Origin of the sequence: Rhizobium sp. AC44/96 (genome assembly GCF_001692185.1) — a bacterium.
Classification (GTDB): Bacteria; Pseudomonadota; Alphaproteobacteria; order Rhizobiales; family Rhizobiaceae; genus Rhizobium.
The window spans coordinates 28,894-53,997 of sequence record NZ_LXKO01000009.1 but is presented as its reverse complement, the minus strand read 5'-3'; the positions used below and the strand labels follow the sequence as shown (position 1 = coordinate 53,997).

The following is a 25,104-nucleotide window of genomic DNA, read 5'->3' as shown; positions in this document are numbered from 1 at the left end:
GCAACCTAAGTTTCGTGCAGGACATGGGCCGCCTTCACGGCAGCAGAGGCGCGGTTTTCGACGCCGAGCTTCACGTAGATCTGCTCAAGATGCTTGTTCACGGTCCTTGCCGACAGTCCGAGAATTTCGCCGATATCCCGGTTCGCCTTGCCCTTGGCGATCCAGAGCAGCACTTCGGATTCGCGGTGGGTGAGCGCGAAACTCTGGCGCAACGTCTCGTCGTCGGGGCGCCGGTTGTTTGCTGTCAGTCGGAAAAGATACTCGTCGGGGCCAATCGTGCCGAGAAAGGCGAGGCCAAGGACATCCTTGCCTTCGTGAGAAACCGAGATCGAGCCGTCGGTCGTGGCGGAAGCGGAGCGCTTCTTCATCCATTCCGCAATCCGGCTAACGACGACATCAAGGCTGTCGTCGCCGCCAAGCGCCGCGTTGATCAGCCTCGTGGCCTGCGGGGTCGACCAGTGGATTTCGCCATCGCCTTTCACGGCAAGTAGGTGACGGCCGGCGGCATCCAGTGCCACGCGAGCGCTTTGCGCCGATCGGGCGTTGCGCAGATGGACACCGATGCGGGCGCGCAGTTCGTCGATGTTGATCGGCTTGGTGAGGTAGTCGACGCCGCCGGACTCCAGCGCATGCACGACATGCTCTGTTTCCGTCAGTCCGGTCATGAAGATGACAGGGATCTGGTTGATCGCAGGGTTGGCCTTCAGCCTCTGGCAGGTCTCGAAACCGTCCATCGAGGGCATGATGGCGTCGAGAAGAATCAGATCAGGCGTGATCCGCTCGACGATCCCCAAGGCCGCGGTACCCGAGGTGGCGATCAGCACCGAGAAGCCCGACTGTTCCAGCGCGTCGGTCAAAAACCCCAGCGCTTCCGGAGAGTCATCCACCAGCAGGACGATATCGCGGGGATGTTCAGCCAAGGGTCTCTACCTTTTCATCGAAGCGGTGCAGGAAGTTCGTGGCGCCATCGAGATCGAAGGCACCGACGTAGGAGCGAAGTTCGTCCGTAAATGGCTGATTTGCCTCCGATTTGGCAAGGTCGGCCAGTTTCGCTTCGATGCCCCTGATATAACCGATCTCAGCGAGGCGCAGCAGTTCTTGCACATGCGCGGTGCCCGGGCTGCGCATTTGCCGCTCCGGCTTCGAAACGGGTGGCGCCGTGGACTCGGCATATGTCCATTTCAGCCCCAGGTGCAAGGCGAGCTTGTCGCGCAGGCGGCGGATGTCGACCGGCTTGCCGATCGCGTCGTTGTGGCTGTCGTCGCTGTCTTTATGGGCGGCGGCGTCGCCGATGTTGGCCGAGAGCATGACGATCGGCGCGGTCTGGCCGGCCTCGCGCAGGCGCGAGACGAGCTGCCAGCCGTTCATGCCCGGCATCAGGATATCGACGAGGAAGAGATCCGGCTGGATGCCTTCGATCAGCGTCAGGCAATCGGTGCCGCTTGCGGCCGTCAGCACGACGAAATCGAGCGGCACCAAAATCTCGCGCATCATCTCGCGGTGGTCCTCGTTGTCGTCGACCACGACGATGGTGCGGCGCGGGCCGTCATAGCTGACGATCTTCTTTTCCTGTGGCGGCACGGTCATCTCGCGCAGAACGGCCGAGAGCATCAGCCGGACCCTGAAGGTCGAGCCCTTGTCCTTCTCGCTGGTCACGGAGATTTCGCCGCCGAGGGTATTGGTCAGAAGCCGGGTGATCGTCAGGCCAAGGCCGAGGCCGGGCATGGGCCGGATGCTATCGGCCTCGCCGCGCTGGAAGGGCTCGTAGATGCGGCTCAGGTCCTTCTCGGCGATGCCGCGACCGGTATCCGTCACGGTGAAGGTGGCGACCTGGCTGCGATAGGCGACGTCGAAGGTGACGGTACCCTCATCGGTGAACTTGATGGCATTGGAGAGGAGATTGACGAGGATCTGGCGCAGGCGCTTTTCATCGGTGCGCACGAACTGGGGCAAAGCAGGCGCGCGCTGGTGGTTGAAGGTCAAGCCCTTGGCGAGCGCCTGCGGGCGGAACATGTCGACGATCTGGTCGAGGAAATCCTGGATGTTGATCTCGTTGGAATAGACCTGCAGACGGCCGGCCTCGATCTTCGAGATATCGAGCAGCCCGTCGATAAGGCCGGAGAGATGCTCGGCCGAGCGGCGGATGACCTTGATGGAGGACTGGCGCGGCGTCGGGATGGTGTCGTCGCGCTCGAGGATCTGCGCGTAGCCGAGCACGGCGTTGAGCGGGGTGCGCAGTTCGTGGCTGAGGCCGACGACGTAGCGGCTCTTGGCGCGGTTGGCGGCCTCGGCTGTCTCCTTGGCGGTCTGAAGTGCGGCGTCTGTCTTCTTGTGGGCGGCGATTTCCTTGAGCAGAAGCGTGTTCTGGCGCGAGGATTCCTCCTCGGCGACGACGCGGCTGTCATGCGCCAGCACGTAAAACCAGCAGACGACGCCGGCGATGACGGCGAAGACGAAGAAGACGATCAGGATCGTGCGGTTGACCACTTCCGCGGTCTCCGGTGAGGCGGATGCCACCTGATGGGCGATCATTGCGAGAATGGCGCCGACGGCGGTGAGCGCCAGGATCACGGCGATCCCGTAGCGGCCCAGGCGCGTGGTGAGTTTCTGGACGACCGTCTCCGGCAGGACAGCCTTGGCGACGGTTCCGACCTGCGCGTTGAAGCGAGCCTTCGGCTTGCACATGTCGTGACAGCGGCTGTCGAGCGAACAGCAAAGCGAGCAGATCGGCGCGGCATAGGCGGGACACCAGGCCATGTCCTCGGGTTCGAACGGATGCTCGCAGACGGAGCAGGTGATGTTGGTCAGGTTCTTCCAGCTCTGGCGCGGCTTGCGGGCCAGATAGAACTTTCCCTTCGTACCCCAGGCGATCAGCGGCGAGGCGATAAGGGCGACGATCAGGGTGATGTATGGGGCGAGCGAGGCGGCAATGTCGCCGAAAGCGCCGAAGTGGGCGATGAGCGCGATCGTTGCCGACAATGTCATGGCGCCGAGGCCGACGGGGTTGATGTCGTAGAGATGGGCGCGCTTGAACTCGATGCCCGGAGGGGCAAGGCCGAGCGGCTTGTTGATGAAAAGGTCTGCCGAGATGGTGCAGAGCCAGGCCATCGATATGATCGAGAAGATGCCGAGCGTTTCCTCAAGCAGCTTGTAGATGCCGAGCTCCATCAAGAGCAGGGCGATCGCAACGTTGAAGACGAGCCAGATGACGCGGCCGGGATGACTATGGGTAAGCCGGGAGAAGAAGTTCGACCATGCCAGCGACCCGGCATAGGCATTCATCACGTTGATCTTCAGCTGCGAGACCATGACGAAGGCGGCCATCAAAAGCAGCGCGGCATTGTGCCAGGGGATCATGTAGCCGAAGGCGGTCAGATACATCTGCGCCGGATCGGCGGCGCGGTCGGCGGGCACACCTGACGCGAAAGTGAGCACGACGAGGAAGGAGCCGGCCAGCAGCTTCGGCGCGCCGATGATGACCCAGCCGGGGCCGGCGAGGAAGACGGCGAGACGGTGGCGCCACTTGGTCTGTTTTTCCGGAGGGAGGAAGCGCAGGAAGTCGGCCTGTTCGCCGATTTGCGACATGAGCGCCAGGATGACGGCCGAGGCGGCGCCGAACTCGACGAGATCGAAAGGGGCGATGGTGCCGGGTGGGCCGGAAGCATGGCGGATGCCGGAGAAGGCGCGCCAGAGATCGAACTTCTCCCAGTCCATCACCGCGATGAAGAGGAAGGGCAGGATGTTGAGGACGATCCAGAAGGGCTGCGTCAGAAGCTGGAAGCGGCTGATCAGCCGGACGCCATGGGTGACGAGCGGGATGACCATGACGGCGCTGATGATGTAGCCGATCCAGAGCGGAATGCCCAAGGTCAGCTCCAGCGCGCCGGACATGATCGAGGCCTCGATCGCAAACAGCATGAAGGTGAAGCTGGCGTAGATCAGCGAGGTGATGGTCGAGCCGATATAGCCGAAGCTCGCGCCACGGGTCAGAAGGTCGATGTCGACGCCGTGGCGGATGGCATAGCGGCTGATCGGCAGGCCGATTGCGAGCATGGCGATCGAGGCGACGATGATGGCATAGAAGGCGTTGGTGGTGCCGTAGGAGAGCGTGATGGCGCCGCCGATCGCCTCCAGCGCCAGGAAGGAGATGGCGCCGATCGCGGTTTGCGAGATGCGCTGCGAGGAGAACTGCCGGGCGCTCTTGGCGGTGAAGCGCAGCGCATAGTCCTCCAGCGTCTGGTTGGCGACCCAGCGATTGTATTCGCGCCTGACCGGAATGATGCGTTGCCGCGCTGCCATGCCCGTGATTGGCCCCTTCGTTCCCCTTGTCATGCGTTCGTAACATGGAACAGTGCGGGGCTTAAGAGTGCGGTGCAACGCAAAACTGCACATTTCGCCCCGTCACCTACGTCATTTCGCGTATACGCTTTCGCAGTGCAGCACCGGATAGTCCCTTAAGCAACAGTTAATCGCCGTTTCAGGCCTGTTGTCGGAACAAGAAGAGGGGATCAACCAGATGAATCTGCGATCATATGTTTCCGGTGCCGTGCTCGGCGCCGTCATGTCGGCCACGGCCGCATTCCACGGAGCCGTTGCGGCTGACGACACCATCAAGGTCGGCGTTCTGCATTCGCTGTCCGGCACGATGGCAATCTCCGAAACGACGCTGAAAGACGCCATGCTGATGCTCATCGATGAGCAGAACAAGAAGGGCGGCCTTCTCGGCAAGAAGCTCGAAGCCGTCGTCGTCGATCCGGCTTCCGACTGGCCGCTGTTTGCCGAAAAGGCACGCGAGCTGATCGAAAAGGACAAGGTTGCGGCCGTCTTCGGTTGCTGGACGTCCTCGTCGCGCAAGTCGGTCCTGCCGGTCTTCGAAGAACTTAACTCGATCCTGTTCTACCCGGTCCAGTATGAAGGCGAAGAGTCCTCGCGTAACATCTTCTACACCGGTGCTGCTCCGAACCAGCAGGCCATCCCGGCTGTCGACTACCTGATGGAAAAGGAAGGCGTTAAGCGCTTCGTTCTCGAAGGCACCGACTACGTCTATCCGCGCACGACGAACAAGATCCTGGAAGCCTATCTCGAGTCCAAGGGCATTCCGAAGGAAGACATCATCATCAACTACACGCCGTTCGGCTTCTCCGACTGGCAGACGGAAGTGAAGAAGATCAAGGAATTCGGTTCCGCCGGCAAGAAGACCGCCGTGGTCTCGACCATCAACGGTGACGCGAACGTTCCTTTCTACAAGGAACTCGGCAACCAGGGCATCAAGGCAACCGACATCCCGGTTGTTGCCTTCTCGGTCGGTGAAGAAGAGCTTGCCGGTCTCGACACCAAGCCGCTCGTCGGCCACCTCGCTGCCTGGAACTACTTCGAGTCGGTCGAAAGCCCGACGAACAAGAAGTTCATCAAGCAGTGGCACGACTTCACCAAGAACGACAAGCGCGTGACCAACGACCCGATGGAAGCTGCCTATATCGGCTTCAACGCCTGGGTTAAGGCTGTTCAGGCTGCCGGCACGACCGACACGGACAAGGTTCTCGACACGATCATCGGCACCACGGTTCCGAACCTGTCGGGCGGCTATGCGACCGTCATGCCGAACCACCACATCACCAAGCCGGTTCTGATCGGTGAAATCCAGGCGAACGGCCAGTTCGAAATCGTCCAGCAGACCCCGGCGGTTGTCGGCGACGAATGGTCCGACTTCCTGCCGGACTCGAAGGACCTGATCTCCGATTGGCGCAAGCCCATGAACTGCGGCAACTTCAACGTTGCCACGGGCAAGTGCGGCGGCAAGGGCTCCTGAGTGCTGATCACCCCGTCACTCTGACGCCTGAAGACTTCCGCCCGGTCTCTCCTGTCCGGGCGGAAGGTCCATCTCCGGAGCGCAGCCTTGATGCTTCGGACGGCGCCGGTTCCACCACGGATCGATGCCGACTTAAGGGCTTATTTCTCTCGATTGCGCCGGAAGGCCAACGATAACCGAGGCAAGAAAGCCGATGTATCGCGCCATCAAGATTTTGCTTTTGACCCTATGCCTGGCCATGCCGGCTTTTGCTACCGTGCTCAAAGCGCAGGAAGATATTCACCCGCTTATCGATGCGCTTGGCGTCGGCGATTTCCCTGAGCGCGAAGCCGCGATCAAGGCACTGGTCGCCTCCAAGGATCCGCGCGTCGGCGAGATCCTCAAGCTCCTGAGCGACGGCCAGCTTTATGTGAATTCCGAGACCGGCGGTCCGGTGCTGGTGCAGGGCGGCACCGAGGACGAGCCGACCTATGCCGACCCGATTTCCGGCGAGGTCGTTTCCGATGTCGATCCTGATTACATGTCCAAGGTCAAGATCAACAACTCGCTGCGTACGGTGATTGCCACCGTCACGAGCCAGCTGACGCTCCTGAGCCCGGATCGCGGTGCACGGCTTGCGGCAGCGCAAGGACTGCTCAAGGACGCCGATCCGGCAAATCTCGACCTCCTCACCTCGGCGCTGGCCGAGGAGAAGGACGCTGAAGCCAAGAATGCGATGGAAGCGGCGCGCGCCGTCATGGTGCTGAAGAGCGATGTCAGCGCCGAGGAGAAGAAGGCCGCGATCGATACGGTCGCTGCGCGCGGCGGGCGCGATGCGCTGTCCATCCTGAATTCGGCGATGGCGACAGCGCCTGAGGAGCTGAAGGGCGCTATCCAGACCCATATCAACGCGATCAACCGCAGCCTGGCGATTTGGGATGTGGGGCAGAACGTCTGGTACGGGCTGTCGCTCGGCTCGGTGCTGCTGCTCGCCGCGATCGGCCTTGCCATCACCTTCGGCGTCATGGGCGTCATCAACATGGCGCATGGCGAAATGGTGATGATCGGCGCCTACACGACCTATGTCGTGCAGGAGTACATCAGCTCCGCATTTCCGGAACTTGGAAACTACTCGCTGGCCTTCTCCGTGCCGGCGGCCTTCGTCTTCACCGGCTTTGTCGGTCTTGTCATCGAGCGCGTCGTCATCCGCTATCTCTATGGCCGGCCGCTGGAAACGCTGCTCGCGACCTGGGGCGTGTCGCTCATCCTGCAGCAGGCGGTGCGCTCGATCTTCGGGCCGACCAACCGCGAAGTGCGCAATCCAAGCTGGATGTCGGGCGCGTTCGAATTCGGTGGTCTGTCTATCACCTGGAACCGCCTGTGGATCATCGTCTTTTCGATGGCCGTGTTCGTGACGCTGCTGATGCTGCTCAAGCGTTCCGCCTTCGGCCTGCAGATGCGCGCCGTCACGCAAAACCGGCGCATGGCGTCGTCGATGGGTATCCGCACCGGCTGGGTCGATGCCTTCACCTTCGCGCTCGGCTCCGGCATTGCCGGCATGGCGGGCGTGGCGCTCAGCCAGATCGACAACGTCTCGCCCAATCTCGGCCAGAGCTACATCATCGACAGCTTCATGGTCGTGGTGTTCGGCGGCGTCGGCAATCTGTGGGGCACGCTGGTGGGCGCGCTGTCGCTCGGCGTCGTCAACAAGTTCCTCGAGCCCTTCGCCGGCGCCGTGCTCGGCAAGATCCTGGTGCTTGTCCTCATCATTCTCTTCATCCAGAAGCGGCCGCGTGGGCTCTTCGCACTCAAAGGAAGGGCGGTGGAAGCATGATTACGGCCTTCCTTCTCCGGTCTCTCGATCGCAAGATCATCGTCGCGCTCTTCATCCTGCTGGCGCTCGCCGTGCTGGTGCCTGTCCTGAACCTGATGACGCCGGCATCGAGCCCCGTGCACATCCCGACCTACATCATGTCGCTTTTCGGCAAGTATCTGACCTACGCGCTTCTCGCGCTGGCGCTCGATCTCGTCTGGGGTTTCTGCGGTATCCTCTCGCTCGGCCACGGCGCCTTCTTTGCGCTCGGCGGTTATGCGATGGGCATGTATCTGATGCGCCAGATCGGAACGCGCGGCAGCTACGGCGACCCCATCCTTCCCGATTTCATGGTGTTCCTGAACTACAAGGAACTGCCGTGGTTCTGGCATGGGTTCGACCATTTCTGGTTCGCGGCGCTGATGGTGCTCGTCGTGCCCGGGTTGCTCGCCTTCGTCTTCGGCTGGTTCGCCTTCCGCTCACGCGTCAACGGCGTCTATCTCTCGATTATCACCCAGGCGATGACCTATGCGTTGTTGCTCGCTTTCTTCCGCAACGACATGGGCTTCGGCGGCAATAACGGCCTGACCGATTTCAAGGATATCATCGGCTACAGCATCCAGGCCGACGGCACCCGCGCGGCACTCTTCTCAGCCACCGCGATCCTGCTGGCACTGTCGCTGCTGATCGCGTCCGCCATCGTGCGCTCGAAGTTCGGCAAGGTGCTGGTCGGCGTGCGCGACGCGGAAAGCCGCACGCGCTTCCTCGGCTACCGCGTCGAGCACTTCAAGCTCTTCACCTTCGTCGTCTCGGCGATGATGGCGGGCATTGCCGGCGCGCTCTATGTGCCGCAGGTGGGCATTATCAATCCCGGCGAATTCGCGCCGGCCAACTCGATCGAAGTCGTCATCTGGACGGCGGTGGGCGGGCGCTCGACGCTGATCGGGCCGATCATCGGCGCGATCATGGTCAATGGCGGCAAGACCATCTTTACCGGTCTCTTCCCCGAATTCTGGCTCTTCGCGCTCGGCGGGCTGTTCGTGGCGGTGACGCTGTTCCTGCCCAAGGGCATCGTCGGCACGATCGGCCAGTACATCGGCAAGCGCAAGCCATCCTCCAGCGACACGCCGCCCGCCAAGCGCGAGGACGGTGTCGACGCAGAAATCCAGCCCGCGGAGTGAGCGCCATGATCCCTGACGTCAAACCCAACAGCGTTCTCTATCTCGACAACGTCTCCGTCTCCTTCGATGGCTTCAAGGCGTTGAACTCGCTGTCGATCGTCATCGAACCGGGCGAACTGCGCGCCATCATCGGCCCGAACGGCGCCGGCAAGACGACGATGATGGACATCATCACCGGCAAGACCCGGCCGGATAGTGGTGAGGTGTTCTTCAACGGCCAGACGGATCTCACCAAGCTCGACGAGGCCGACATCGCCCAGCTCGGCATCGGCCGTAAGTTCCAGAAGCCGACGGTGTTCGAAAGCCACACGGTCTGGGACAATATCGAACTGGCGCTGAACCGCAGGCGCGGCGTGTTCTCGACGCTGTTCTATCGGCTGTCGAGCGAGGATCGGTCGCGTATCGACGAGATCCTTGCGACCGTTCGCCTGACGCATCGCCGCGACGATCTCGCCGCCAATCTCAGCCATGGGCAGAAGCAGTGGCTGGAGATCGGCATGCTGCTCGCGCAGGAGCCGAAGCTGTTGCTGGTGGACGAGCCGGTGGCCGGGATGACGGATGCGGAGACGGCGGAGACGGCGATCCTGCTCAAGGAGATCGCCAAGACGCGGTCGGTCGTGGTCGTGGAGCACGACATGGGGTTTATCCGCGACCTCGGGGTGAAGGTGACGTGTCTCGCTGAAGGCGCGGTCTTGGCCGAGGGGTCTATCGATTTTGTGAGTTCCGATCCGAAGGTGATCGAGAATTATCTGGGGCGGTGAGGGATGTTGGCGCTTTTCTTCGCAGACAAACCCCCTCCCCAACCCCTCCCCACAAGGGGGAGGGGCTCAACCGGGGCGAACCCTTTCTGCCAGACCCGCTCGATACTGGTTGGGGCGATGGACGCCGCAGCCCAGTCCCTCCCCCTTGTGGGGAGGGGTTGGGGAGGGGTCTTAACATCCGCAATTCGCCAGGAGATGGCACCATGCTGACCGTCGAAAACGCAAACCTCCACTATGGCGCGGCGCAGGCGCTGCGCGGCATCTCGCTGAAGGCGGAGATGGGCAAGATCACCTGCGTGCTCGGACGCAACGGTGTGGGCAAGAGCTCGCTGCTGCGCGCCGTCACCGGCCAGCATCCGCTGTCTTCAGGTACGGTGACCTTCAACGACACCAAGCTCAACGGCCTTGCGCCCTATGCGCGCGCCAAGCAGGGCATCGGCTATGTGCCGCAGGGGCGCGAGATCTTTCCGTTGCTGACGGTGAAGGAAAATCTCGAGACCGGCTTCGCCCCGCTCGCGCGCCGCGACAAGAACATCCCCGACGATATCTTCAGCCTGTTTCCTGTTCTCCAGACCATGCTCGGGCGGCGCGGCGGCGATCTCTCGGGTGGGCAGCAGCAGCAGCTGGCGATCGGCCGGGCGATGGTGACGCGGCCGAAGATTCTCGTGCTCGACGAGCCGACAGAGGGTATCCAGCCGTCGATCATCAAGGATATCGGCCGGGCGATCCGCTATCTGCGTGATAGTACCGGCATGGCAATCCTGCTGGTCGAGCAGTACCTCGATTTCTGCCGGGAGCTTGCCGATTACGTCTACATCATGGATCGCGGCGAGATCGTGCATGAGGGGCTGGCGGAGACGCTCGATACGCCTGAGGCGCGCCGGCATCTGACCGTCTGATCGGCATTCGCCGCTTTTGGAGGCACTGGACGACATGCGCCCAGCTGGCTGGCGCCGGGATTGCAGTGTCCTTCGCGCGGCATGGAAATTGCTTGCTTTCAATCAGTTACAGGATTGAATGAGAACGGCCGGGCAAACCGGCGGCATGAAAAGGGCATGGAATGACGAACGCCGCGGCAGCCACCAGACCGCAAAGGGCCGAAGGCCGCGGGCATCTGGCCGCGAAGTCGCTGGGCGGGCGCACGCGCATCCGCGAGCTCTATCAGGAGGGTGCAGCGAAGATCCGGCTGCCCGATACCTTCGATGCCTCGATGGAAGCCGTCATCATCAATACGGCCGGCGGTCTCACCGGTGGCGATCGCATGGACTGGAGCGTTGTCGCCGGTCCAGGCACGCGCATCGACGTGACCACACAGGCCTGTGAGAAAATCTACAAGGCGTCCGCCGGCACCGCCGAGATCACCACGAAAATCCAGGTCGGCGCCAATGCGCGGGTCGACTGGCTGCCGCAGGAAACCATCCTCTTCGATCGCTCCTCGCTCTATCGACGGCTCGATGTCGACCTCGACGAGGGCGCGGAATTCCTGGCGGTCGAAGCGATCCTGCTGGGGCGCAAGGCGATGGGCGAGGCGGTTGTCTCCGGGCTGTTCCGCGACCGCTGGCGTATCCGCCGGGAAGGCCGGCTCTGCCATGCCGAGGATCTGAGGCTCGCTGGCGAGGTGCAGGCGCTGACGCGGGAGCAGGCGGTGCTTTCGGGCCAGGTCGCCTTTGCGACGCTGCTCTATGTCGGGCCGCAGGCGGAGAGCTATCTCAATGCGGTCAGGCCGTTGCTCGACGGTCATATGGGCGGCGCCAGCTGCTGGGGCGGCAAGCTGGTTGTTCGGCTGGCGGCGTCGGATGGCTTCGCACTTCGAAAAATCCTGATCCCGATCATTTCAGCCTTGCGCAACGGCGCGCCTGTGCCGAAAGTCTGGAATCTCTAGTTCAAGCAGATGGATGCACGATGAACCTCACACCAAGAGAAAAAGACAAGCTGTTGATTTCGATGGCGGCGATGGTCGCGCGGCGGCGGCTGGAGCGGGGCGTCAAGCTCAACTATCCCGAGGCGATCGCGCTGATTACCGACTACGTCGTCGAAGGCGCGCGCGACGGCCGGCCGGTGGCCGAGCTCATGGAAGCAGGCGCCCATGTCATCGGCCGCGACCAGGTGATGGATGGCATCGCCGAGATGATCCACGACGTGCAGGTGGAAGCGACGTTCCCTGACGGAACAAAGCTTGTCACCGTCCACGAACCGATCCGCTGAGGCCATCATGCTCGAGCTTCGACCCAATTGCGAATGCTGCGACAAGGACCTGCCGCCCGAAAGCCGCGAAGCGATGATGTGCAGCTTCGAATGCACCTATTGCGCTGATTGCGCCGACAACGTGCTTTCAGGCATCTGCCCGAATTGCGGCGGCGAACTGGTGCGCCGGCCGGTGCGCCCGGCGGCCAAGCTCATCAACAACCCGGCATCGACGAAACGCGTGCTGAAGGCCGAGGGCTGCGCGCCCGTGAAGGCTGCGTGAGGAGAAAATCATGATCCCAGGCGAAATCATTGCCGCACCCGGCGAAATCGAACTCAACGCCGGCGCGCCGACTATTACCATCGAGGTGTCAAACACCGGCGACCGCCCGGTGCAGGTCGGCAGTCACTACCACTTCGGCGAGACCAATGCCGGGCTCTCCTTCGATCGCGAGAAGGCGCATGGCATGCGGCTCGATATTCCGGCCGGCACCGCCGTGCGCTTCGAGCCCGGACAGACGCGTTCGGTGACGCTGATCCCGCTGGGGGGTAAGCGCGAAGTCTACGGCTTCCGCCAGCTGGTAATGGGCAAGCTGTGATCATATCTCGGGAGGAGATGATGCGTTTCTTTATACCCGCGGGCTTCGGGCTGTTGGCACTGATGGCGGCCGGTGGCGCCAGCGCCGAGGAAATCGACTGCAAGAGCCCGACAACGCAGACCGACATGACGCTCTGCGAGCGGGCGCGGCAGGACGAGGCCGACAAGGCGCTCAACGTTCAATACAAGAAGACCCGTGCCGCCATGGTCGCCATTGACAGCGATCAGGATGACGACATGAAGGGCGCGGAGAAAGCTCTGGTAACCGCCCAGCGCGCTTGGATCACCTACCGTGATGCGCAATGCGAAGCCGAAGGCTTTCAGGCGCGTGGCGGCACGATGGAGCCGATGCTGGTTGCCGGCTGCATCGCCAACGTGACCGATGCCAGGACCAAGGAGCTGAAGACGCTCGAAGACGCGATGAGCAACTGAGGTGGCAGAGAGCATCATGATTGTCGGCAATGGTGAGATCGGTGCGGAAGGGGCCGCGGCTGTTGCCGCAGCACGCTTCGTCATCCGGTTCAACGAATGCCGATCCTATGAGGCGAGCCCCGGCCGCACCGACGTCGTCGCCGTCTGCAACACCGGCCGTCCCGCCAAGGCGATGCTGTCTTCCGAAGCATGGCGCGCGCATCCTGCAGTCGTCGAGGCTTCGGAGATCTGGAGTGTGCGCGATCCGGAAAAGTTCGCGGCGCTCAAAGGCCCGCTGGCCATTTCACATCCCGAACTCGACGATTTCTGCGACGACTATACGAGTCGATTCAGCAGCTTCTGCAAGGAAGCTGGCAAGGCGCATGTGGTCGTTGACAAAGTGATTCATGATGGCGTCGACCAGGCGCTGGCCGCATTTGACCCCGCGCCTTACGTCGTGCCGAGCAGCGGCATGATCGTGATCGCTGAGGTCATGAACCGATTTCCCGATGCCCTGATCGCGCTAGCCGGCTTTGGCCATCAAGGCTGGGAGTGGCATCCCTTCGCCGCCGAAAGGCAGCTTGTCGACACTTACGTCGCCGCCGGCCGCGTCACGCGGTTTTATCCGTCCGCATCCCGTTCGTCCTCCCAAGGAGCCTGACCCATGCCCTACAAGATTTCCCGCGCCGCCTATGCCGGCATGTTCGGCCCGACCACCGGCGACAAGGTGCGGCTTGCCGATACCGAGCTCTTCATCGAGATCGAGAAGGATTTCACCACCTATGGCGAAGAGGTGAAGTTCGGCGGCGGCAAGGTCATTCGCGACGGTATGGGGCAGAGCCAGGCGACGCGGGCGCAGGGCGCCGTCGATACCGTCATCACCAACGTCGTCATCATCGACCACACAGGTATCGTCAAGGCCGATATCGGGCTCAAGAATGGCCGCATCCACGCCATCGGCAAGGCCGGCAATCCGGATACGCAGCCTGGTGTCAACATCATCGTCGGCCCGTCCACCGAGGCGATCGCCGGTGAGGGCAAGATCATCACCGCCGGCGGCATGGACGCGCATATCCACTACATCTGCCCGCAGCAGATCGAGGAAGCGCTGATGTCCGGCATCACCTGCATGCTCGGCGGCGGCAGCGGCCCGGCGCACGGCACGCTCGCCACCACCTGCACCGGCGCCTGGCACATCGAGCGGATGATCGAGAGCTTCGACGGCTTCCCGATGAACCTCGCGCTCGCGGGCAAGGGCAATGCTTCGCTGCCCGCCGCACTCGAGGAAATGGTGCTCGCCGGCGCGTCGTCGCTAAAGCTGCACGAGGACTGGGGCACGACGCCGGCCGCGATCGACTGCTGCCTCTCGGTTGCCGACGAATACGATATCCAGGTGATGATCCACACCGATACGCTAAACGAAAGCGGCTTCGTCGAGGATACGATCGGCGCGCTCAAGGGCCGCACCATCCACGCCTTCCACACGGAAGGGGCGGGCGGCGGGCACGCACCCGATATCATCAAGATCTGCGGTCAGTCGAACGTCATCCCGTCGTCAACCAACCCGACGCGGCCCTACACGGTCAACACGATTTCCGAGCATCTCGACATGCTGATGGTCTGCCACCATTTGTCGCCGTCGATCCCCGAGGATATCGCGTTTGCCGAAAGCCGCATTCGCAAGGAAACGATCGCGGCCGAAGACATCCTGCACGATATCGGCGCCTTCTCGATCATCTCGTCCGACAGCCAGGCCATGGGCCGCGTCGGCGAAGTGGCGATCCGCACCTGGCAGACGGCCGACAAGATGAAGCGCCAGCGCGGTCCCCTGAAGGAGGAGACGGGGGATAACGATAACTTCCGCGTCCGCCGCTATATCGCCAAGTACACGATCAATCCGGCGATTGCGCAGGGTGTCAGCCACGAGATCGGCTCGATCGAAGTCGGCAAGCGCGCCGACCTCGTCTTGTGGAACCCGGCCTTCTTCGGCGTAAAGCCCGAGATGGTGCTGCTCGCCGGCTCGATCGCGGCCGCCCCGATGGGTGATCCGAACGCCTCGATCCCGACGCCGCAGCCGATGCACTATCGCCCGATGTTCGCCGCCTATGGCAAGCTGCGCACCAATTCGTCGGTCACCTTCGTCAGCCAGGCGTCGCTCGATGCCGGCCTGAAGGGCCGTCTCGGCGTCGCCAAGGACCTCGTCGCCATCAAGAACACGCGCGGCGGCATCTCCAAGGCGTCGATGATCCACAACAGCCTGACGCCCCATATCGAGGTCGATCCGGAGACCTACGAGGTGCGCGCCGACGGCGAGCTGCTCACCTGCGAACCGGCGACCTCGCTGCCGATGGCGCAGCGCTACTTCATGTACTGAGAGATTTTAACGGTCGGCGCTCGTCGCCGACCGTTTCGCGTCTGGCTTGTTAAGCAAAATCTTCTTAAAGTTGTTTTTCCAAAGGGCCCTGTTCCACCTTGGGGCGGTGCGTCCGCAATGGGACACGTCAATACGAGCATTTCAAGAATCCGTTCAAAATCAATTAGTTGAGTTTGAATGTTGTCGAGTTGAATCGGGTGTCGGAACGTAGCATTTTCGGTCACCCTTGGGTGACCGATCAATTCCCCTGAAATCGTTCAAATCTTAACAATCCACTTAAGAAATCGGCAGCAGTTGGGATCTAAGCAATGTGCTTGGCGCTGGGCAAGAAGGTCGATTCGAATGAAAATTTCACTCCAGGCAGAGCTTGGCGATTTTCAAAACCGCCATACGATTTACACGTTCGCTCTCAAGATGAGCTTTCTCGCGGTGATGTTGTCGTCGGTCGTGATCGCTATCTTGGTGCTGCCATTCGATTGGCTCGGCGTCTTGCCGGTGCCGCTCGCGAACGCCGTTGTCTACGGCGTCGTCCTGTCTTGGCTGATCGGGGGACTGGTCTCAGGTGTGCTGGCGCTGGTAGTCGGCTGCGCCATGCATCAGCTCAGTGTCTCGCGGGCCGAGTTCGAACAGTTGAGCCGAACGGATATGCTGTCCGGCCTTCTCAATAGACGAGCCTTTACCGAGGCGCTGGATGAGATCGAGGGCCAGGCCTGTCTGGCGATCTTCGATGTCGACCGCTTCAAGGCGATCAACGACCGTTTCGGTCATGCGTGTGGGGATCAGGTCATCATCGCCGTCTCGACCCTGCTCGCAACGTCCTTCTGCGGCCGATCCTTTGCCGCACGGCTGGGTGGCGAGGAGTTCGGCGTGATTGTTGTGGACCTGCCGCGTGAGGAGCGCATAGCGCTGATCAGGTCGGTCTGCACCCAGCTCGCCGCGCAACCGATCCTGGTCGACGACTGCGCGATCAATATCACTGTTTCGGCGGGCATCGCGGAGTTTGGTACAGGACGCAGCAAGGAGACCGTTTATTCCGCCGCCGACAAGGCGCTTTATCTTGCCAAGGCGCTCGGCCGTAATCGCGTCGTGCACGAGGACGAGGGGCTGCAGCCGCATGTTCGCCGGCGCAGGCGGCTGAGCGACAGCGGGCACGCCGCACCGGCGGCCGAGATCGACTATCTTGCGGCGGCCAAGAACACAGGATAGCGGAGCTCTCGCGTGTTTTGACCTTGCATCGGCGGGGGCTATTTTGCATGCTCGGGCAGTCATTTGAAATGGATATGTCATGCAGCGCGTTACCTCCTATCTTCCCGCCGGCACGCCTTCTTCGAACCCCATCGGCAAGGTTGTCCTGCCACATGATCTGAGGCATCTGCGCCGCAAGCTGCTGCATCTCGAAAATGGCGACATGGTCATGCTCGATCTCAAGGAGCCGGTCCTGTTCGCAAGTGGCGACATGCTGGTGCTGGAAGACGGCGAGCTGATCGAGATCGTTGCCGCCGACGAAAAGCTGTTCGAGATCAAGGCAAAGGACCGGCTGCATCTGATCGAGCTCGCCTGGCATCTCGGAAACCGCCACCTCGGCGCGCAGATCGAGGAAGAGCGTATCCTGATCCTGCGCGATCACGTCATTCGTTCCATGCTGGAAGGACTGGGAGCAACGGTGTCGGAAGTCTCCGAGCCGTTCCAGCCGGCGCGGGGCGCCTATCACTCCCATGGCAGCCACTCGCATGGGCACGACCACGGCCATTCGCACGGCCATCATCACTCGCACGACTGAGCCTTCATGAGCGAGAATGGCGACCTGCAAGCATTGCTTCGGCTGATGGCGTGGCTATCGCCGGCCTTTCCAGTGGGCTCGTTTGCCTATTCGGGAGGCTTGGAGCGTGCGGTACACGACGACCTGGTCAAGGATGCCGACACGCTCGGGGAATGGGTGAGGGCGCTGCTTTCCCATGGCGCCGTCTGGAACGACGCTGTGCTCTTTGCCGAGAGCCATCGGGTCCAGCCCGAAAGCGCATCCCTTGCTTCGGTGGCGGAACTTGCGGAAGCACTTGCCGCTTCGCGAGAGCGCCATCAGGAAACGATGCTGCTTGGTGACGCTTTCCTGTCGTCCGCGCGTGCTTGGCCAGATGCGGTGTTTGATCGCTTGCCGGCGCATGTTGCCTATCCGGTGGCGGTGGGTGCCGTGGCTGGAGCGCATGGCATCGACCTTGAAAAGGCGATCGCTGCCTTCCTTCACGCTTACTGTTCGCAAGCCGTGTCGGCCGGTATTCGTCTGAGTGTCGCTGGACAGAAGGGCGGCGTGGCCATTCTGGCCGGCCTGGAAGCCGACATTGGGTCGATTGCTAGCCGGGCTGCCTCGTCGACGCTGGATGACCTTGGATCGGCGACCGTCCAGGCGGATATCATGTCACTGCGTCATGAGACGCAGACGACCAGACTGTTTCGGTCGTGAGGCTGGTTCATCGGGAGCCACATGCCGCCGACCTGCGTCATTTGCCGGTGGTTGCCTGTCAAATGCCGCGCTATCATCCGCTTCGATTGGAGTTCAGAATATGAAATCAGGAAATGGACCTTTGCGGGTCGGTATCGGCGGTCCGGTCGGCTCCGGCAAGACGGCGCTCACCGAAAAGCTCTGCAAGGCGATGCGGGACGACTATTCCGTCGCCGTGGTGACCAACGACATCTACACGACAGAGGATGCCGAGGCGTTGATGCGCATGCAGGCGCTGCCGTCGGATCGTATCGTCGGCGTTGAAACGGGCGGGTGCCCGCATACCGCCATCCGTGAGGATGCGACGATCAACCTGCAGGCCATCGCGGGACTGAACGAGCGCATTCCGGATCTCGACGTCGTTTTCATCGAGTCCGGGGGTGACAATCTGGCGGCGACGTTTTCCCCGGATCTGGCAGACATTACCATCTATGTCATCTCGGTCTGCCAGGGCGAGGAAATCCCGCGCAAGGGCGGACCTGGAATCACCAAGTCGGACCTGCTTGTCATCAACAAGAAGGATCTTGCTCCCTATGTCGGCGCGGATCTCGATGTGATGGATCGCGACGCCACGCGCATGCGCGAGGCGCGCCCCTTCGTCTTCTCCGACATGAAGCGTGGCGACGGTATCAATTCGATCGTCAGCTTCCTCAAGGAACAAGGCGGTCTGTGACTGCCTAGACGCCTTTCAGAGCATCGAGGTTGTTGATCTCGATCAGGCGACCGCTCACAGTCACACCGGCTTCGCGGAGCGCTGAGAAGGCGCGGGAGAGCGCTTCGGGCGCAAGCCCGAGCTTTCGAGCCAGCAGGCTCTTCTGGAACGGCAGGCGCAGCGATGCAGCGGCACCCTGTTGCGTGGAGTGCGTCAGAAGGTAGCTGGCGACGCGCTGCGGTGCAGTGCGCATGCGATCGCTTGCCAGGCAGTCGATCGTCGACAACAGGTGCTGCGAGAGCGCGCGCATGATCGCAATGCCGATGCGCGGACGCTCGTCCAGCAACGCCCTGACCTTGTCGAGGTCGAAGCGCGCCAGCATCGACTGCTCCATCGCCTGGGCACTGTAGTTGTACCCGTTGCCGTCAAGCAGGAGGCATTCGCCGAAGCTTTCGCCCGGCTCGCAGATGCGGATATCCGCCTCGCGATTGTCGTTGCCGAGGCGATACAGCCTGACATAGCCGCTGAGCACGCAATAGAAGTAGCGTGCCTCTCCATGCTCATGGAAAAGGGTGTCGTGTATCTGATAGCGGACTGCGGTCGCGCAAGACATCAGCGCTTCGCGCTCATCCCGGCTCAGACCCGAAACAATCAAGGCTTTGCCAAGCATCGCCTTTTGAGCGCCACTCAGTTTCAAGGCCGTCGTCATTCCTTCCTCCGTGGTTACAGCAGACGCTATCCGCCTGCCATACCGTGAGAATAAACGGACTCATGGAGCTACAAGTTGATCTGGATCAAGTTCTGGCACTGAATTGATCCCTGCGGTTGCAGCGGATCGATCGTCAGCGCGCATAGCAAACAAGGCTCGCAAAACCGGAGTTCTACGAGCCTTGTTTGCTATTGGTACGGAGACCGGGCAATTCCGGCCCCGAAGCTGTCCGAGTGCTATTCCGCAGCGAAGGGCGGCAAGCGAACGACGTTGCCGCCGGACTTGCCGCGCTTGCCTTCGGGCTTCTCGATCGCCGTGACGCGGTCGTCGAGTGTGTTGACGGCTTCCGTCAGCTCTTCGCGCGACAGCGGCAGTTCTTCCTGGTCCTTCTTGCCGACGAGGCGGCCGAACATCCAGCCGAGCAGGCGGGACAGATCGTCCATGATCAGGAAGAAGGAGGGGACGACCACGAGCGACAGCACCGTGGAGACGATGATACCGCCAATGACCGCGATTGCCATCGGTGCGCGGAAGGACCCGCCTTCGCCGACGCCCATTGCCGAAGGCAGCATGCCGGCCGACATCGCGATCGAGGTCATGATGATCGGGCGGGCGCGCTTGCGGCCGGCCTCCACCATGGCTTCGACCCTCGCCATGCCGCGATGGCGCATCTCGATCGCGAAGTCCACGAGCAGGATGGCGTTCTTCGTAACGATGCCCATGAGCATCAGGATGCCGATCAAGACGGGCATCGACAGCGGATTGTTGGTGACCAGCAGGCCTACCGCGACGCCGCCGATTGCCAGCGGCAACGAGAACAGAATGGTGAAAGGCTGAATCACGTCCTTGAAGAGCAGGATCAGCACTGTCAGCACCAGCATCAGGCCCATCAACATGGCGTTGACGAAGCTCTGCTGCATTTCCTTCTGGACCTTGGTGTCGCCACTTTCGACGAGGTGAACCGTCGAAGGAATCTTGGCATCGGCCACGATTGCCCGGAAGCGCGCAGACGCGGTATCGAGCGCGACGCCCTGCGGCAGGTCCGATCCGATCGCAACAACGCGGTTCCGGTTGTTACGCTTGATCGAGCTTACACCTTCCGAATAGTCGATATCGGCGACGGTCGACAGGGGAACAGTGCCGCCGCTTGCCGTCTGGATCTTCAGTGCGCGCAGAGCCGCAAGGTCCCGGCGCATGTCGACCGATGCCTGAACCCGGATCGGGATCTGGCGGTCGTCGAGGTTGATCTTGGCGAGCGACGCATCGATATCGCCGATGGTTGCGACGCGGATCGTCTCGGAGATCTGCTGCGGTGTGATGCCGAGGCGAGCTGCCTGATCCTTGCGCGGGCGGACCTGCAATTCCGGACGGGGCAGGGCGCCATCGGCACTGACGTTTGCCAGCGCGGGATCGGCGCGCAGTTTCGATTCAAGAATACCAACCGCGTCGCTCAGATCCTTCTCGTTCTTCGACAGGAAGTTGAACGACAGGTCGCGTTCACCACGGTCGTTAAGCTTCAGGATGCGGACGTCGGGGATATGGCGGAGCTTGGCGAAGACTTCCTTTTCGATATCCCACTGCGGGCGCACGCGGCCATGAAGCTCAACCTTCGGCAGATGCGGGCCGATGACCGGGATCGAGCCCAGTACGTCATTGACGAGCTTTTTCACCAGCGACTGGTCAAGCTTCTGCAGGGCGAGCGTGACGGTTGCGCGGCGCAGTTCGAGATCGCCCTTCGGCGAGGCACCGCCCAGCACGAAGACGCTTTCAACGCCGTTGATGTCCTTGACGTTCCTGTAGACCTCGTCGGTCGTTGCCTCCGTGTCGTCGAGCGTCGCGTTCGGCGGCAGTTCGACTGACAGAACGATGCGGGATGCATCTTCCGGCGGCAGGAAGCTCCCGGGAACCTGCGCCAGCAGCGCCATCGAGCCGATGAGGAAAGCGATTGCCGCGATCAGCGTCGCATAGCGTGTCCACCAGCGGCTGGTCGTTGCCTTCACAAGGCGGGTGTAGCCACCGAAGAACCAGCCGTCATTGTCGTGGTGGTCCTCCATGCCGTCTTCGGCACGCATCAGATAGGCGGCCATCATCGGTGTGATGAGACGCGCGACCATCAAGGAGAAGAAGACGGAGAAGGCGACGGTCAACCCGAACTGGATGAAGTACTGACCGGGAATGCCCGGCATGAACGATACCGGTACGAAGACGGCGATGATCGTGAACGTCGTCGCGATGACGGCGAGGCCGATTTCGTCGGCAGCCTCGATCGCGGCGCGATAGGGCGTCTTGCCCATCTTGATGTGGCGGGCAATGTTCTCGATTTCAACGATCGCATCGTCGACGAGGATACCTGTCGCCAGCGTCAGAGCGAGGAAGCTGACGAGGTTCAGCGAGAAGCCCATCAAATCCATGATCCAGAATGTCGGGATCGCGGAAAGGGGGAGGGCGACTGCGGAAATAAGGGTGGCGCGCCAATTGCGCAGGAACAGGAAGACGACGACAATCGCCAGCAGCGCGCCTTCAAGCAGCGTGTGCATGGCGGCTTCGTAGTTGCCGTATGTGAAGTAGACGGAATCGTCGATGAGCTCGATGTTCACGTTCGGGTTCTCCGCCCGGACGGTTGCGAGGCTCTTCGAGACCGTTTCCGCGACGCTGACTTCGCTGGCACCCTTGGCACGGAAAACGCCGAAGGTGACGACCGGCGCGGCATTGAAGCGCGAGAAGGACTTCGGCTCTTCGTAGGTGTCCTTGATGGCGCCGAGATCGGAAACCTTGACGAAGCGGCCGTTGGGGAGCGCGATCGTCGTATTGGCAAGCTCGGCTACGTTGCGGGCATCACCGAGAACGCGGATCGCCTGCTCGTTGCCGGCCACCTGGCCGCGGCCGGAGCCGAGGTCGACGTTGGTGCCGCGCAGCTGCTGGTTCACGCTGGCGGCGGTGATGCCATAGGCGTTGAGCTTGTCGGGATTGAGTTCGATGCGCACTTCGCGCTCGGCGCCGCCGTACCGGTCGACGCGGCCGATGCCGGCCTGTCCCTGGAGCGAACGCTTGACGGTGTCGTCAACGAACCAGGAGAGTTCTTCCAGCGACATGTCGGGCGAGGAGACGGCAAAAGTCTGGATTGCCTGGCCTTCGACATCGATCTTGGAGACGATCGGAACGTCGACGTTCGCCGGCAGATCGCCGCGGATACGGTCGATGGCGTCCTTGGTATCCTGCACCGCCTGTTCGGTCGGCACTTCCATGCGGAACATGACGACCGTCTGAGACTGGCCGTCGGTGACCGTCGACTGAATTTCATCGATACCGTTGATGCTGGCGACAGCATCTTCGATTTCCTTCGTCACCTGCATTTCGAGTTCGGCAGGGGAGGCGCCGCTCTGCGTTACGACGACCGAAACCAGCGGAACGTCGATATTCGGAAAGCGGGTGATCGGCAGCTTGTTGAAGGCCTGAATGCCGACGAAAAGCAGAAGGGCGAAGGCCAGAAGCGGCGCGACGGGATTTCGGATTGACCAGGCTGAAAAGTTCATCGGTCGTCCCTTAGTTGGAAGCCGCAGGCTGCTCGCGAACCGGCGTGATGTGGTCGCCGTCGCGGACATAGGCGCCCGCCTTGGCAACGACTTCCTCGCCGTCCTTCAGCCCGTTGGTGATCTCGATGTAGGCGCCATCCTGAATGCCCGTCTCGACCTTCGCGAATTTCACGACATTGTCCTCCACCTTGCGAGCGGAAGAGCCGTCGGTGCTGGTGAGGACCGCCGAAAGCGGCAGGGACACGTTTTCAGTGGTGCGCACGACGATATCGGCGCTGCCGTACATGCCGGAGCGGGCCTTGCTGCTGTCGTCGATCAGGATATGGACGAGACCGAGGCGCGTGACGGGATCGACGGTCGGGGATACGAGGCGAACCGAGCCGCTGATCTTGTCGCGGCTGCCTGAGAGCGAAAGCGTCGCCTTCTGGCCGGGCTCGATCTTGACGATGTCGCTCTCGTTAACTTCGGCCACCAACTCGATCTTGTCATCGCGGATGATGGTGAAGAGGGGCTCGCCGGTTCCCGACGCAATGGCGCCGACCTTGGCGTTCTTGGCGGAAACCGTGCCATCCACCGGCGTCTTGACGTCGGTGCGCGCCAGCTTGAGGTTGGCATCGGCAATCTGGCTGTCGGTGACCTTGATGTCGGCGACGGCGACCTGGATCGCCTGTTCCGCGGAGGTTACGCGCGCGTTTGCCGAAGCCGCGGCAGCATCCGCCTGCTCGACGGTCGCCGTCGAAACGGTCCCCTTCTTGCCCATTTCCTGGGCGCGGACTTGCTGCTGGCGAGCCTGCTCGGCATTGGCTTGCGCTTCAATCAGCTGCGCGCGCAGCTGCGCCTGGCTTGCCTCGTTCTTGGCTCTCGTTGCCTGCAACTGGCTCTTTTCCAGGATGATCGCGTCATCGTTCAGCGTTGCGAGCACGCTGCCGGAACGAACATGGTCGCCAATATCCGCAGCCAGGGCACGGATCGACAGGCCTTCGACCTGCGGCTGGAGATAGATCTCTTCGACGGGTTTAACGGTGCCGGTCGCGACGACACGATCAACCAGCGTGCGGGTCTCTGCCTTGGTGACCACGATCGCCGGCAGGTTTTGCTGCGGCTTGGCGACGGGCGCTTCCTGGGCGAACAGGTTCGAGGTCGCAAAAGCAGCGACGATCAGGGTGGAGGCGCGTAGAATGTTAAGCGGCGTGCGTGCCATGCGTCTTCGTCCAGTCTTGATATGGTCAGCCAAGTCCGCGCGTTGGCGTCAGCTCGCGAAATGGCCCGTTCCCGTATTGCTATTCTCAAAGGTATTCCCGCATCTTCTGCCGGTCCTTACTTAAGAAGTCCCTCGTCCGGCAAAAATCGGATTGTACGTGGTATCGTTTTGTCCATCGCGCAAGTCCGGCGGAAAATAATTCCTCTATCTGCACCAATAATTACCATCGAAACACAGATCAATCACCATACGGTTATGCGTGCATTCCGATAGTTGATCGCGATCCGGTCATGCTTATGACGCACGACAGTTTCCAAATGCGACATAAGAGTACGCTTTTTCTTTGGCTCTCACAAAAAAACGCGCGGATCACTCCGCGCGTTTCATTTTTCTCAGACGAACTGCTTACTTGGCGGCAGCGTCGGTGATGTCGTGCGTCCAGGCGCCTGATGGTTCCTTGTTGATGATCTTCTGATCGAGCAGGGCCTTGGCGGTGCGGTCGTAGAGCGTCGTGTCTAGCTTGCCGGTGCCGTCGCCGATCAGCTTGGCGACTTCGCCCATCATCCGCTTCTGGTGGTTTTCGTCCTGGCCACCGGCATCGACGACGATACCTGCGGCTTCGTCAGGGTTCTCGACGGCGTACTTCCAGCCCTTCATCGAAGCCTTGACGAACTTGGCCATCTTTTCCTTGAAGGCCGGATCCTTGAGCTTGTCTTCCGAGGCATAGAGACCGTCTTCGAGGAGGTCGTTGCCCATGGCGCTATAGTTGAACACCGTCAGTTCTTCCGGCTTGAAACCGGCATCGATCGCCTGCCAGTACTCGTTGTAGGTCATGACGGAGATGCAGTCGGCTTGCTTCTGGAGCAGCGGCTGGACGTCGAAGCTCTGCTTCAGGACCGTTACGCCATCAGGACCGCCCTCCGTCTTGAGACCGAGCTTGTTCATCCAGGCGAAGAACGGATATTCGTTGCCGAAGAACCAGACACCGAGCGTGTGGCCCTTGAAGTCGGCCTCGGTCTTGATCGGTCCATCCTTACGGCAAATCAGCTCCATGCCCGACTTCTGGTACGGCTGGGCGATATTGACTAGCGGAACGCCCTTTTCGCGGGCAACCAGCGCGCCGCCCATCCAGTCGACGATGACGTCGGCGCCACCGCCGGCGATCACCTGCTCCGGTGCGATGTCAGGGCCGCCCGGCTTGATGGTGACGTCGAGGCCTTCTTCGTCGTAGTAACCCTTGTCCTTCGCGACGTAGTAGCCGGCGAACTGCGACTGCGTCACCCACTTGAGCTGCAGCGTCACCTTGTCGGCAGCCATCGCATGGGCTGCTGCAAGCGACATCGCACTCGCCATCATTGCAACAATCAGTTTTTTCATTTTCTTGTTCCCTCTGAAGTTATGC

The 25,104-nt window shown here is 61.7% G+C and carries 21 protein-coding genes and 1 pseudogene; 16 read left to right on the top strand and 6 right to left on the bottom strand.

Annotation, left to right across the window (positions count from 1 at the left end):
- Positions 1-5: 5 nt before the first annotated feature.
- Together A6U87_RS10240 and A6U87_RS10235 are read right to left on the bottom strand one after the other, a co-directional pair.
- Complete coding sequence (locus A6U87_RS10240; RefSeq protein ID WP_065691162.1) at positions 6-920, bottom strand: response regulator transcription factor; 915 nt, start codon at positions 918-920, stop codon at positions 6-8.
- On the bottom strand, positions 913-4,299 hold the full coding sequence (locus tag A6U87_RS10235) for an ATP-binding protein (RefSeq protein WP_065691161.1): 3,387 nt from the start codon (positions 4,297-4,299) through the stop codon (positions 913-915). The genes A6U87_RS10240 and A6U87_RS10235 overlap by 8 nt, the downstream gene beginning before the upstream one ends.
- Positions 4,300-4,516: 217 nt before the next feature.
- Here A6U87_RS10235 and urtA point away from each other — a divergent pair, with 217 nt between their 5' ends.
- The 16 genes and pseudogenes from urtA to ureG all read left to right on the top strand — a co-directional run bounded on the left by urtA (position 4,517) and on the right by ureG (position 18,280).
- A complete protein-coding gene (urtA, locus tag A6U87_RS10230; protein ID WP_065691160.1) occupies positions 4,517-5,809 on the top strand; it encodes an urea ABC transporter substrate-binding protein in 1,293 nt (430 codons plus the stop codon).
- Positions 5,810-6,002: 193 nt separating this feature from the next.
- The gene (gene urtB / locus A6U87_RS10225; RefSeq protein WP_065691159.1) at positions 6,003-7,622 is read left to right on the top strand and encodes an urea ABC transporter permease subunit UrtB; all 1,620 of its coding nucleotides are present in this window, start codon (positions 6,003-6,005) and stop codon (positions 7,620-7,622) included.
- Positions 7,619-8,683 (top strand): annotated as a pseudogene (urtC, locus tag A6U87_RS10220) (urea ABC transporter permease subunit UrtC); the annotation flags it as partial. The gene urtB and the pseudogene urtC, both read left to right, overlap by 4 nt.
- A 104-nt stretch (positions 8,684-8,787) precedes the next feature.
- Positions 8,788-9,543, top strand: coding sequence for an urea ABC transporter ATP-binding protein UrtD (urtD, locus tag A6U87_RS10215; RefSeq protein WP_065691157.1), 756 nt, complete (start codon positions 8,788-8,790; stop codon positions 9,541-9,543).
- A 203-nt stretch (positions 9,544-9,746) separates the two neighbouring features.
- On the top strand, positions 9,747-10,442 hold the full coding sequence (urtE, locus tag A6U87_RS10210) for an urea ABC transporter ATP-binding subunit UrtE (protein ID WP_065691156.1): 696 nt from the start codon (positions 9,747-9,749) through the stop codon (positions 10,440-10,442).
- 161 nt (positions 10,443-10,603) lie between these two features.
- Positions 10,604-11,425, top strand: coding sequence for an urease accessory protein UreD (locus A6U87_RS10205; protein ID WP_065691155.1), 822 nt, complete (start codon positions 10,604-10,606; stop codon positions 11,423-11,425).
- A gap of 20 nt (positions 11,426-11,445) precedes the next feature.
- Complete coding sequence (locus A6U87_RS10200; protein ID WP_018897100.1) at positions 11,446-11,748, top strand: urease subunit gamma; 303 nt, start codon at positions 11,446-11,448, stop codon at positions 11,746-11,748.
- A 4-nt stretch (positions 11,749-11,752) separates the two neighbouring features.
- Positions 11,753-12,010: a DUF1272 domain-containing protein gene (locus A6U87_RS10195; protein ID WP_083199343.1), complete on the top strand. Its 258-nt coding sequence runs from the start codon at positions 11,753-11,755 to the stop codon at positions 12,008-12,010.
- Positions 12,011-12,020: 10 nt separating this feature from the next.
- Positions 12,021-12,326, top strand: coding sequence for an urease subunit beta (locus tag A6U87_RS10190; RefSeq protein WP_065691153.1), 306 nt, complete (start codon positions 12,021-12,023; stop codon positions 12,324-12,326).
- Positions 12,327-12,346: 20 nt separating this feature from the next.
- Complete coding sequence (locus A6U87_RS10185) at positions 12,347-12,757, top strand: lysozyme inhibitor LprI family protein (protein WP_065691152.1); 411 nt, start codon at positions 12,347-12,349, stop codon at positions 12,755-12,757.
- Between the two features lie 16 nt (positions 12,758-12,773).
- Positions 12,774-13,397 (top strand): Urease operon accessory protein, encoded by a 624-nt coding sequence (locus A6U87_RS10180; RefSeq protein ID WP_065691241.1) that lies wholly within the window; start codon positions 12,774-12,776, stop codon positions 13,395-13,397.
- A gap of 3 nt (positions 13,398-13,400) precedes the next feature.
- On the top strand, positions 13,401-15,110 hold the full coding sequence (gene ureC / locus A6U87_RS10175; protein ID WP_018897105.1) for an urease subunit alpha: 1,710 nt from the start codon (positions 13,401-13,403) through the stop codon (positions 15,108-15,110).
- A 342-nt stretch (positions 15,111-15,452) separates the two neighbouring features.
- On the top strand, positions 15,453-16,316 hold the full coding sequence (locus tag A6U87_RS10170; RefSeq protein ID WP_065691151.1) for a GGDEF domain-containing protein: 864 nt from the start codon (positions 15,453-15,455) through the stop codon (positions 16,314-16,316).
- A gap of 79 nt (positions 16,317-16,395) precedes the next feature.
- Positions 16,396-16,890 carry an urease accessory protein UreE gene (gene ureE, locus A6U87_RS10165; RefSeq protein ID WP_065691150.1) on the top strand — a complete coding sequence of 165 codons (495 nt, stop codon included), beginning with the start codon at positions 16,396-16,398 and terminating at the stop codon, positions 16,888-16,890.
- Positions 16,891-16,896: 6 nt separating this feature from the next.
- Positions 16,897-17,568 (top strand): urease accessory protein UreF, encoded by a 672-nt coding sequence (locus tag A6U87_RS10160; RefSeq protein WP_065691149.1) that lies wholly within the window; start codon positions 16,897-16,899, stop codon positions 17,566-17,568.
- A gap of 100 nt (positions 17,569-17,668) precedes the next feature.
- Positions 17,669-18,280: an urease accessory protein UreG gene (gene ureG, locus A6U87_RS10155; protein WP_065691148.1), complete on the top strand. Its 612-nt coding sequence runs from the start codon at positions 17,669-17,671 to the stop codon at positions 18,278-18,280.
- Positions 18,281-18,284: 4 nt separating this feature from the next.
- On the opposite strand, the gene A6U87_RS10150 is transcribed toward ureG, so the two are convergent.
- From A6U87_RS10150 to A6U87_RS10135, 4 genes are all read right to left on the bottom strand, one after another.
- A complete protein-coding gene (locus tag A6U87_RS10150) occupies positions 18,285-18,968 on the bottom strand; it encodes a Crp/Fnr family transcriptional regulator (RefSeq protein ID WP_065691147.1) in 684 nt (227 codons plus the stop codon).
- A 236-nt stretch (positions 18,969-19,204) separates the two neighbouring features.
- Positions 19,205-22,501, bottom strand: coding sequence for an efflux RND transporter permease subunit (locus tag A6U87_RS10145; protein ID WP_065691146.1), 3,297 nt, complete (start codon positions 22,499-22,501; stop codon positions 19,205-19,207).
- A 10-nt stretch (positions 22,502-22,511) separates the two neighbouring features.
- Positions 22,512-23,702, bottom strand: coding sequence for an efflux RND transporter periplasmic adaptor subunit (locus tag A6U87_RS10140; RefSeq protein ID WP_065691145.1), 1,191 nt, complete (start codon positions 23,700-23,702; stop codon positions 22,512-22,514).
- Positions 23,703-24,107: 405 nt separating this feature from the next.
- Positions 24,108-25,079 (bottom strand): ABC transporter substrate-binding protein, encoded by a 972-nt coding sequence (locus A6U87_RS10135; RefSeq protein ID WP_065691144.1) that lies wholly within the window; start codon positions 25,077-25,079, stop codon positions 24,108-24,110.
- Between the last annotated feature and the right edge of the window lie 25 nt (positions 25,080-25,104).